This is a genomic window from Streptomyces albidochromogenes, assembly GCF_005981925.1.
Taxonomy (GTDB): domain Bacteria; phylum Actinomycetota; class Actinomycetes; order Streptomycetales; family Streptomycetaceae; genus Streptomyces; species Streptomyces albidochromogenes.
Map to the genome: position 1 here is coordinate 1 of NZ_VBVX01000237.1, position 10,977 is coordinate 10,977.

Here is a 10,977-nt window from a genome sequence, read left to right on the forward strand (position 1 = left end):
CGATCCTCGAAGAGGTCGCCAAGTTCCGTGCCGCACGCCGGATCTGGGCCAAGGTCATGCGCGAGGAGTTCGGTGCGAAGAACCCCAAGTCGCTGATGCTGCGCTTCCACACCCAGACCGCCGGCGTGCAGCTCACCGCCCAGCAGCCCGAGGTCAACCTGGTGCGCGTCGCCGTCCAGGGCCTGGCCGCCGTCCTCGGTGGAACCCAGTCCCTGCACACCAACTCCTTCGACGAGGCCATCGCCCTGCCCACCGACAAGTCCGCCCGCCTGGCCCTGCGCACCCAGCAGGTCCTCGCCTACGAGACAGACGTCACCGCCACCGTCGACCCCTTCGCCGGCTCCTACGTCGTCGAGAAGATGACCGACGAGGTCGAAACCGCCGCCCTGGAGCTGATGGAGAAGGTCGAGGACATGGGCGGCGCGGTCAACGCGATCGAGCGCGGCTTCCAGAAGAACGAGATCGAGCGCAGCGCCTACCGCATCGCCCTGGAGACCGACAGCGCCGAACGCGTCGTCGTCGGCGTCAACCGCTTCCAGCTGGAGACGGAGGAGCCGTACGAGCCGCTGCGCGTCGACCCCGCCATCGAGGCCCAGCAGGCCGACCGCCTCGCCAAGCTGCGCGCGGAGCGCGACCAGGCGGCCGTGGACGCGGCGCTGGTGGAGCTGAAGAAGGCGGCGGAGGGCACGGACAACGTCCTCTACCCGATGAAGGACGCGCTGCGGGCCCGGGCGACGGTCGGAGAGGTCTGCGACGCGCTGCGCGAGGTCTGGGGGACGTACGTCCCGACGAACGCGTTCTGAGGCGCGTGCCACGGACGAGTGATCGGGGGCGGAACGTCGCTGCCCCCGGCCGCTCTCGGTGGAGAGTGATCCCGACGACCTCGGGACCAAGGTCGAGAGCTACGCCGAGGCCGGGGTCCCGGTCTATGTCGTGGCCGACCGCAAGCACGGTGAAGTACTGCTCCACAGCGATCCGGGGAACGGCAAGTACCCGGCGCCGCAGCGGTACGAGCGGGGGGCCTCGGTCCCCGTCCCCGCCTCCGTCGGCGTCACCCTCGAGCTGCCCGTGGACACCCTCCTCGACGGCGACTGACCGCACTGCGAAATGCCCCGGCCGAGTGCCGTACCCCTGTGCGACACTCCGCCCATGCTGGGTATCACCGATCTGCCGACCTACCTCGTCGGGCTCGTACTGATCATTCTTCTGCCGGGTCCCAACTCCCTCTACGTCCTGTCCGTCGCGGCCCGTCGCGGCATCCGCACCGGTTACACCGCCGCCGCGGGCGTCTGGTGCGGCGACGCCGTCCTGATGGTGCTGTCCGCCGCCGGCGTGGCCTCGCTGCTCCAGGCGAACGCGCTGCTGTTCGGCATCGTGAAGTACGCGGGCGCCGGCTACCTGACCTGGCTGGCGATCGGGATGATGCGGGCGGCCTGGTCGATGTGGCGCAGCCGCCGCGAACTGGCGGACGCCGGTACGCCGGACGCCGACGCGGCGCCCGCCGCCGAGCGCCCCTTCCGCCGCGCGCTGGTGATCAGCCTGCTCAACCCGAAGGCGATCCTCTTCTTCATTTCCTTCTTCGTGCAGTTCGTCGACCCGGCGTACGCCCACCCCGCCCTCTCGTTCGTCCTGCTCGGCACCCTCGCCCAGCTCGCGAGCGTGCTCTACCTCTCCGCCCTGATCTTCGGCGGCACCCGCCTCGCGGCCGCCTTCCGCCGCCGCAAGCGCCTGTCGGCGGGCGCGACCTCGGCGGCGGGCGTCCTGTTCCTGGGCTTCGCGGCGAAGCTGTCGGTCAGCGGCGTCTGACCTGTCCCGGGCTCCACCAGGGAGGCTGCCCACGGGCGTCGCGCATGTTTTCCCTGCCGACGAGGGGAGTTCACCCGCGGGTCGTGCTGGGTTCCTAGGGTGACGCGGACCCGCGACCTGTCAGCGGGGCGGAAAGACCTTGGAGCATCATGACGAAGGCCCGCAACCGATGGCCGAGACCGCGCGACGGAGAGAACCCCACCGGCGCGCCGGACGGCCGGGTGTCCTCCCACGTGCCACCCGCCGGGAACAAGGGGATCAACGGGATCAACCCGACCGGGCTCGACGAGTGCCTGCGCGCCTGCGCCGTGCACAGCGGCAAGCTCGTCGCCACGCTCGACCGCAGGCGTACGGAACTCGCGGAGAAGCTGCGGCAGTTGCTCGCCACGCAGGCCATGGCGCAGGCCACCGTGCCGGCGCCGGCCGCGTCCGGTGCCACGGCCCTGATCCGGCGCGCCACCAAAGCCCCGGCGGGCCCCGCCGACGAGCTGAGCGGTGAGCTGCTCGACGCACTGCTGGCCGTCGGCAGCAAGGCGCTGGAGTGCGGGTACGACGACGAGCTGCGGCTGGCCCTGCTCATCAGCGACACCGTGCTCACCCGCCGCCGGAACTCGCGCGCCGGCTGGCGGCTGCGTGCCAGGACGCTGGAGGCCGTCGGGGACGAGCCCGCCACCGTCGAGGCGTACGCGCGCTACCTGGCGCTGACGGACGACGACGGCTTCGGCGTGGTCCCCAGGATCGCGGGGATGCGGGAGGGCGGGCGGCGGCAGGACGAGCTGCTGCGGCTGCTGGAGCGCGAGTGCCCGGAGGCGGCGGCGTACTCCGCCGGACCGGCCACCGACGTCTGGGCCGAAGGGCTCGCGCTGCACGCGCGCGGCAGCCTGGAGCAGGCCGAGCCCCGCCTGGTCGGCGCGCTGCTCGCCATGGAGCGCGAGAACAGCCCGGTGCAGGACATCCAGGCGGCGCTGAGCCAGTACCTCGACCTGCGGATCGAGGCGAACGGCGGCCGGGCCGCCGAGCTGCGCGAGCTGGTCACGCTCTACGCCGAGCAGCGGCGGAACCGCATGCGCGGACCGGTCGCCGACCCGACCTTCGGCGGCGTCGACTGGATCAGCCTCGGGGAGTTCCGCAACCAGATCGCGGGCCGGTCCATCTGCCTGATCGCCAACTCGCAGCGCGTGGGCCGCAGCTCGCTGGGCGCCGAGATCGACGCGTACGACCTCGTCGTCCGGTTCAACTCGTACAAGATCGACGCGGCCGCCACCGGCAGCCGCACCGACATCCACGCCACCATCCACAAGCACGGCTTCAACTGGGACCAGCCTGTCATGACCCGCCTCGTCTTCGGCGGCGTCTCCGGCGACTGGAAGCACTCGCTGCGCAACCGGCTGGTGCCGGGGGCCCAGCGGTACCTCGGCGACGAATCGCTGCGCTGGCCGCTGCGCAACATCGGCAAGGTCGGCACGGACGTCTGGTCGTCGATCCCCACCAGCGGTTTCAACATGCTGTGGCTGCTGGACTTCCTCGATGTCAGCCCGACGCTGGACCTCATCGGGTTCGACTTCTACGAGAGCGGCGCCTACCGCCTCCAGGAGGCGATGCGGATGCCCATCACCTCCGTGCACGAATACACCAGCGAAAAGGCGTGGGTCATGGAACGCGCCCAGAGCGTCAGTGACATGAGGATATCCCTGCGATGACACCCACCACCGAGGCCACCACCCCGGCCGGCGGCCCCACCGCGACACCCGCCGGCGCAAGCGCCAACACGCTCACCGGCAAGCGCCGTATCGCCTTCGCCAGCTTCGTCGACGAGAACTACCTGCCCGGCTTCCTCGTGCTGCTGCGCAGTCTCGCCCTGTCCAACCCGGGCCTGTGCGAGGACTTCATCGTCCTGCACGACGACCTGAAGCCCTCCTCCGTCGCCCGCATCCGGGCGCTGCACCCGCGTGTCGAGCTGCGCCGGGTGGACGCCGCCCACTACGACACGTACGCCAAGGGCGACCAGGCCAACTACCTGGTCCGCAAGGCGTACTTCATCCTCGACGTCTTCCGCATCCGCGACTACGACACCGTGATCACCCTGGACACCGACATGGTGGTCCTCGGCGACCTCGGCGAGCTGCTGAAGCTGCGCGAGGGGCTGGCGGCCGTGCCGCAGTTCTTCTACGGGCAGCACAAGCTCAACAGCGGTCTCCTCGTCATCCAGCGCGAGTACCTCAGCGACGAGTTCTGCGCGCGGATCGACGCCACCGGACGCAGCGGCGCGTACGAACTCGACAAGCACGACCAGGGCATCCTCAACGCCGTGCTCGACGGAGAATTCGTCCAGCTCGACGCCCGCTACAACTTCGTCAAGCGGCGGCTGTCCGGCGACCTGCCGGTGCCGGACGACACGGCGATCCTGCACTTCACCGGGCGGCACAAGCCCTGGCAGGGCGGCGAGGCGGGGTACGGGAAGGCGGAGGAGCGCTGGCGCGAGTTCGACCTGTCCGACGCGCAGTTCCACGCCGCCTTCCTGGCGCAGGCCAAGGGCGCGCACCACGACCTCCTCGTGCACTTCGGCACCCCGCACGTCCGGCGCACCGGGGACGTCGAGAGCGCCCGCAGGGTCGCCGCGGCCCACATCGCGGCGGGGGAGTACCAGGAAGCGGTGGACGTGCTCGGGAGCGTACGCATCCCGCTCGACTCCGCCTGGCCGCACGAGGTCCTGGGCCACGCGCTGATGAGCGTGTCGCGCTATGACGAGGCCAGGGCGCAGCTGCTGCTGGCCACGGCCGCCCCGAACCGGGCCGCCACCGCCTTCGGCCGGCTCGCCCAGATCGCCTGGATCCACGGCGACGACGAGGAGGCGCAGCGGTACGCGCTCGACGGCCTGCGGGTGGACCCGACCCACCGCGCGAGCCGGCTGATGCAGCGGCGTACCGAGGCCCCGCAGGCGCCGCCGGAGGGTGTCGCCGCCGAGCAGCTGGCGCACGTCGCCTTCTACATGGAGCGCCAGGGCAACGCGGGCGACAAGCTGCTGCCCGAGACGGTACGGCTGACCTTCGATTCCGACACCGGTCCGCGCAAGTGGCTCTCCGTCCACGCGCACCGGCTCTTCGACGAGGCGGCCCTGGAGCGCGTCAACGCCCGGCGCGGCCTGGTCATCGGCGGCGGCGGTCTGTTCATCCCGGACACCGCGCCCAACGGCAACAGCGCCTGGCAGTGGAACGTCCCCGACGCGCTGCTCAACCGCGTCGACGTACCCGTCATGGTGTACGCCGTCGGATTCAACGCCTTCGACGGCCAGTCCTACCGGGCCGGGCGCTTCAACACCGCCCTGCGCGCCCTCGTCGAGCGCGCCTCCTTCTTCGGCCTGCGCAACCACGGCTCGATCGAGAAGGTGCGGTCGCTGCTCCCCGCCGAGCTGCACGACAAGGTGCGCTACCAGCCCTGCCCGACGACCGTCACCCGCCAGCTGGTGGACGGCTGGACCGACCCGTCGCACCGTGAGAACACCGTGCTGGTCAACGCGGCGTACGACCGGGCGGGTCTGCGCTTCGGCCATGACTACGGCCACTTCCTCGCCGAGATGGCGAAGGCGGTACGGGCGCTCGGCGCGCACGCCGAGGTGAAGTGCGTGGCGCACTCGCTCGACGACGAGAAGATCGCGTTCGACCTGCGGCGCGAGCACGGGGTGTCGCTGCCGGTCATCCCGATGTACGACTTCGACAACGACGCGATCAGGGACACGTACGCCCGCACCAAGCTGGTGATCGGCATGCGCGGGCACGCGGGGATGATCCCGTTCGGCTGCGGCACGCCGATCATCAGCCTGATCTCGCACCCGAAGATGGCGTACTTCCTGGCCGACATCGACCGGCCCGAGTGGGGGATCTCGGTCCACGACAAGAACCTCGGGGCGGTGCTCACCGAGCGCGCGCTGGGGCTGCTGGACGACCACGCGGCGTCGGTGGCCGACGTGCACGGCCGTCAGCAGGAGCTGTGGAAGGTGACCGAGGCGAACGCGGCGGACCTGCGGGTGATCCTGGGCCGCCCGGCCCGCTGACCCGGCCGCCCGGACACCCGTACGCACGCACGAAAAGGAGGGCGGGCCACTGGTCACCAGTGGCCCGCCCTCGCCGTCGTACCGGACCCCCGTCAGCCCAGCGCCGCCCTCTTGAGCGCGGCGCGCTTGAGCGACCGTGCCCTGCGGACCACGCGCCGCAGCACGGCGCTGCGCGGGATGAAGGCGAACTGCTTCGGGATCGCGCCGGGCAGCGCGAGCGTGGTCAGCCGGCGGCGCTTGAAGTAGCGCCAGGTGCGGCCCTTGAGGTGCTGGGCGAGGAAACGCTCGGCCGCCGGCCGCAGGTCGGAGCGGATCTGCGGCTGCATCGCGAAGCCGACCGCCTGGAGGAGACCGGACAGGTACGGCAGGGAGGCCGGCCCGGTGCGGTCGCCGTCCTCCGCCAGGTCGGGCACCAGCGCGTCGACGATCGTGACCGGTACGCGGTTGCTGTTCTGGTACGGCGAGAGGCGCTCCAGCAGCACGTCCGTGCCCGTACGGGCCACCGGCACCGCGTAGAAAGTGCTCGCCGTCAGCAGCGCCGTCGAGAAGCACCCGACCACCAGGGCCGGGCGGAACCGCTGGTAGAGCACCTCGGCCAGCACCGGGCTGTCCAGGACGGTCAGTTCGACGCCGAGCGCCACCGCCTCCCGCTCCAGCACGCGCGACCAGCGGGCGGGCGCCGTGGGGTGCGGCTTGAAGACGATCCGCCGGTGGCCGCGTGCGACGGCCCCGCGCAACATCGTCACGTGGAGGTCCTCCTCCTCCTCGGCGGTCAGGATCGACAGCGCCGACAGGTACTGGCCGAGGAGCAGCGCGGAGTCGGCGGGCAGCGCCAACGCGTCCTCCGCGTCCGACAGTTCCGCCAGGACCTTGAGGAACGCCTCCGTCGGCACCAGCTCCGGCGGTACGTCGAACTCCCCGAGCAGCAGCGGGGTCAGCCCCGGCACCAGGTCCAGGTGGAGCAGACGCCGTACGCGCGTACCGACCAGCGGCTCGATCTTGTTGCGGGTCGGGCCGTAGCTCATCAGCCCGTCGGCGTACACCTCCAGCGGCGCGTCCGGGAACAGCTGGGTGAGCGCGAGCGCCGGATTGACCTGGATGGACTCGACGACCAGCTCCACCCTGTCGTCGCCGAGCCCCCACAGCAGCCGCAGGTGCCGCTCCCACAGCGGGACGTCGTCGACGCGCGGCGACCAGGCGCCGGGGTGGTAGGGGGCGACGGCCTCGTTCCAGGACAGCACGCCGTCGAAACGCGACCGCAGCCGCTCGAAGCCCGGCATCTGGTCGACGGAGGGCGTCGTCTCGGGCGTCATGGCGTTGTTGCTGACCAGGAGCAGCCGCCGGGCGGCCGGAGCGAAACAATCGCTGTCGATCGCGGCGGCGAGGGTGGCCGCGCCGTACAGCGTGGAGGCGAAGAAGATCTGCGTCGTGGGCATCAGGCAGCGACCCCCGGCGCGGCGGACGCGGACACGGGCCGGCGGCGCAGCCGCCGGAGCCGCCCCGCGCGCTCCATGTCCATGGAATCCAGCGCGTCCTGGAGGAAATCCTGCGGCATCCGCTTGAGCGCCGCCGTACTCATCGCCCGCAATTTCCGTGCCACGGCCGGTTCGAACCTTTCGATGCTTCCCAGATGATGGGAAATGATGGCGCAGTACGTACGCACGGCTTTCGGCAGAAGCCGGTCCGCGTCCGGGTCCTTCGCCGTCTCCTCGACGACCTGGTCGAAGGCCCGGATGAAATCGAGCTGCCGTACGTCGCCGATCTGGGTGAGCGAGGACGAGACGCCCCGCCGGTAGAAGACGCCGAGCGTGCCGAGCGCCGCGAAGCTCTCGGCCTCCCGGTGCAGCCGCCAGATCCACGGCCGGTCCTCGGCCGTGCGAAGGCCGTCGGTGAAGTGCAGCAGCCCCCGGTCGGCGAGCCGGCGGTGGTACATGCCGGCCCACGCGTAGGCGTAGTCGACGGAGGTGGAGCGGCTCGCGGGCAGGATCGCGTCGCGCGGCGACATGACGACGCCGCGCCGGCCGTGCGGGACCCGGTGGACCGTACGGGCGCGCCCGGTGCACTGCACATGGTCCGTACGGACGAAGTCGCAGCCCAGCTCCTCCATCGCCGCCAGCAGGCGGGCGTAGTGGCCCGGGGCCAGCCAGTCGTCTCCGTCGAGGAACGTCAGGTACTCGCCGCGCGCCGCGTCGAGCCCGGTGTTGCGGGCCGTGGCCAGGCCGCCGTTGGTCTCGTGTCTGACCACGACCGCCCCCGGGAGGTCGCGCTCGGCGCGCTGGAGGATCTCCGGCGTTCCGTCGGTCGAACAGTCGTCGACGAGGATGAACTCGAAGTCGTCCCGCGCGTTCGCGCGGAGGCTTCGAAGGGTGTCTGGGGCGTATGTCTGCACGTTGAAGAACGGCACGACGACAGAGAGCTTGACCACCTCCGCGACGCTAGGGCGTGCCACGGCATTCGTTGCGTCCCCCGGAGAGATGCCGGGTGAACGAAGAATGGCGGAATGGTTAACCTGCCTGCTTTCCGGGCTCCGACGCCGATCGTCGATGTGCTGTTAACCGTTTGTTGCGGCTGAGTTGGGCCGTCAATCGGAATGCCTCCCTAGTTTCTTCGATGTGCCAGCAAGTACCAGCAAAGCCCTGCGGATCGCCGTGATCGCCGATTCCGATACGCGATGGAAATGGGGCGCCCTCACCGCCCGCCGCATCGCGCCGGAAGCCCGGATCGACGGATTCCTGCTGCGCGGCCGGGCCACCCCCACACCCCGCCAGCTCGCCGAGGTCGGCGTGCCGGTCGACGGGGTGCGGGAGGTGACCGCCGCCGAGTTCATCGCGGAGGTCGAGCACGAGGCGTACGACGTCGTCCTGCTCGCCCTCGTCGGAGGAGCCGTACAGGCGATGCTGCACGGCCTCGCGCCGCTGTGGCCGGACACCGGCCGCCGGCCAGTCATCGGCACCGGCTACGTCGGCGTCGTCTACGAGAAGCTGGCCGACGGACTGCTGCTGCGCCACGGCGCCGACATCGTCCTCGCCAACTCCCGCCACGACGCGGAGCGCTTCCGCGCGGTGTACGAGGGCGTGGGCGCCGACGCGTCGGCCGTGACGGAGGCCGCGCTGCCGTTCCTCGGCGGCGACAGCTACACCGGCACGGACATCCGTACCGTCGTCTTCGCCGCCCAGCCCTCCGTACCGCAGTCCCGCGCCGACCGCGCCTACCTGCTGCGCCGGCTCGTCCAGCACGCCCGGCTGCACCCCGGCCGCGAGGTGCTGCTCAAGCTGCGCAGCAAGCCGGGCGAGCACACCACGCACATCGAGGAACTGCCGTACCAGAAGCTGGCGGCCCGCGTCGAAGGCGGTACGCCCCCCAACTTCCGCCTCGTCTACGGGCACATGGGCGAGGTCCTGGACCGCACCGACCTCCTGGTCACGGTCAGCTCGACCGCCGCCCTGGAGTCCCTGCACCGCCGCATCCCGACCGCCGTCCTCACCGACCTGGGCGTGCGCGAGGTCCTCGGCAACCACCACTTCCTGGGCTCCGGATGCCTCGCCTCCTGGGACCAGCTGGACGCCGGTTACCGGCCGTCTGCCGACGAGGAGTGGCTGGAGCGCCAGGGAGTGGCCGCGGACGGCTCGTACGAGACGGCCTTCGACGCCGTGCGCAAGCGCGTCACCGCACTTCTGGAGCGCCCCGGCCTCCCGCCGATCGCCCCCTACTACACCTGTGCCACCGCGCCGGGCTACCTGCCCGGCATCCTCGCCCGCCATCGCCTCGACGGCCCCCGGACCACCACCGACGTCACCGGCGTACGCCGCGTCCTGCGCGACGCCGTACGGGAGGCGGCGCGCGGGGCGTACCGCCACGGGGTGCAGCGCGTGGCCCCCGTCATCCGCCGCATGGGAGAACTGTGAACAGCCAGCCGGAACCCCAGACCGACGCACGGCCCGGGCGCCGCGTCCTCGCCGTGATCCCCGCCCGCGGCGGTTCCAAGGGCGTGCCGGCGAAGAACCTCGCCGCCGTGGGCGGAGCGCCGCTCGTGGCGCGCGCCGCCCGGGCGTGCCGGGAAGCCGGCCTGGTCACCCACGTCGTCGTCTCCACGGACGACCCCGCCATCGCGGCGGCGGCGCGCGGCGCGGGCGCCGAAGTGGTGCTGCGCCCGGCGGACATCGCCGGCGACACGGCCACCAGCGAGGCGGCCGTACTGCACGCCCTGGACGCCCACGAGGCGACGCACGGCGCCGTGGTCGACGCGGTGCTGCTGGTGCAGTGCACCAGCCCGTTCCTGACGAGCGAGGACGTCGACGGCGTCGCCGCCGCGGTCGTCGAGGACGGCGCGGACACGGCCCACACGGTGGCCCCCTTCCACGGCTTCGTCTGGCGCGAGGACGCCCGGAGCGCCGCCGTCGGGGTCAACCACGACAAGAGCTTCCGCCCCCGCCGCCAGGACCGTCCGCAGGACTTCCTGGAGACGGGCGCGGCGTACGCCATGGACGCCGCCGGATTCCGCAAGGCCGGGCACCGCTTCTTCGGACGGACCGCCCTCGTCGTCACGGACCCGGCCCGCGTCCTGGAGATCGACGACCCGCACGACCTGGCCCGCGCCCGCGCGCTGGCACCCCTCCTCGACCCCGGGGCGGCCACGGGCGCCCTCCCGACCCGCGACGACATCGACGCGGTCGTCATCGACTTCGACGGCACCCAGACCGACGACCGGGTGCTGATCGACTCCGAAGGACGCGAACTCGTCGCCGTGCACCGCGGCGACGGGCTCGGCATCGCGGCCCTGCGCAAGGCGGGGCTCAAGCTGCTGATCCTGTCCACGGAGGAGAACGCGGTCGTCGCCGCACGGGCCCGCAAGCTGCGCATCCCCGTGCTCCACGGCGTCGACCGCAAGGACCTCGCCCTCAAGCAGTGGTGCGAGGAGCAGGGCGTCGCCCCCGAGCGGGTGCTCTACGCCGGCAACGACGTCAACGACCTGTCCTGCCTGGCCCTCGTGGGCTGGCCGGTCGCGGTCGCCAATGCCCACGACACCGTCCGCGGCGCCGCGCGCGCCGTCACGACCGTGCCGGGCGGCCAGGGCGCGATCCGCGAGATCGCCGCCTGGATCCTCGGCCCGTCCCTCACCC

At 71.8% G+C, this 10,977-nt stretch carries 9 protein-coding genes; 7 read left to right on the plus strand and 2 right to left on the minus strand.

What is annotated here, in order from left to right; translation table 11 throughout:
- From E2E34_RS25255 to E2E34_RS25275, 5 genes are all read left to right on the plus strand, one after another.
- Positions 1–803 (plus strand): methylmalonyl-CoA mutase family protein (locus E2E34_RS25255; RefSeq protein WP_244316076.1); only part of this gene is annotated, 803 nt, incomplete at its 5' end.
- A gap of 58 nt (positions 804–861) precedes the next feature.
- Positions 862–1,095, plus strand: a complete 234-nt coding sequence (locus E2E34_RS25260; protein WP_138904218.1) for a Uma2 family endonuclease — start codon at positions 862–864, stop codon at positions 1,093–1,095.
- 54 nt (positions 1,096–1,149) lie between these two features.
- Complete coding sequence (gene leuE, locus E2E34_RS25265) at positions 1,150–1,806, plus strand: leucine efflux protein LeuE (protein ID WP_138904219.1); 657 nt, start codon at positions 1,150–1,152, stop codon at positions 1,804–1,806.
- Positions 1,807–1,955: 149 nt separating this feature from the next.
- The gene (locus E2E34_RS25270) at positions 1,956–3,506 is read left to right on the plus strand and encodes a hypothetical protein (RefSeq protein WP_208765332.1); all 1,551 of its coding nucleotides are present in this window, start codon (positions 1,956–1,958) and stop codon (positions 3,504–3,506) included.
- Positions 3,503–5,857 carry a glycosyltransferase gene (locus tag E2E34_RS25275; protein ID WP_138904220.1) on the plus strand — a complete coding sequence of 785 codons (2,355 nt, stop codon included), beginning with the start codon at positions 3,503–3,505 and terminating at the stop codon, positions 5,855–5,857. The genes E2E34_RS25270 and E2E34_RS25275 overlap by 4 nt, the downstream gene beginning before the upstream one ends.
- 92 nt (positions 5,858–5,949) lie before the next feature.
- On the opposite strand, the gene E2E34_RS25280 is transcribed toward E2E34_RS25275, so the two are convergent.
- Positions 5,950–7,293 (minus strand): alpha-2,8-polysialyltransferase family protein, encoded by a 1,344-nt coding sequence (locus E2E34_RS25280; protein ID WP_138904221.1) that lies wholly within the window; start codon positions 7,291–7,293, stop codon positions 5,950–5,952.
- Positions 7,293–8,282 carry a glycosyltransferase family 2 protein gene (locus tag E2E34_RS25285; RefSeq protein ID WP_138904222.1) on the minus strand — a complete coding sequence of 330 codons (990 nt, stop codon included), beginning with the start codon at positions 8,280–8,282 and terminating at the stop codon, positions 7,293–7,295. Before E2E34_RS25285 ends, E2E34_RS25280 begins: the two co-directional genes overlap by 1 nt.
- Before the next feature lie 187 nt (positions 8,283–8,469).
- Between E2E34_RS25285 and E2E34_RS25290 the strand changes: the two genes are divergently transcribed.
- Both E2E34_RS25290 and E2E34_RS25295 read left to right on the plus strand, forming a co-directional pair.
- Positions 8,470–9,762 (plus strand): DUF6716 putative glycosyltransferase, encoded by a 1,293-nt coding sequence (locus E2E34_RS25290; RefSeq protein WP_138904223.1) that lies wholly within the window; start codon positions 8,470–8,472, stop codon positions 9,760–9,762.
- Positions 9,759–10,977 (plus strand): acylneuraminate cytidylyltransferase (locus E2E34_RS25295; RefSeq protein ID WP_138904224.1); only part of this gene is annotated, 1,219 nt, incomplete at its 3' end. The genes E2E34_RS25290 and E2E34_RS25295, both read left to right, overlap by 4 nt.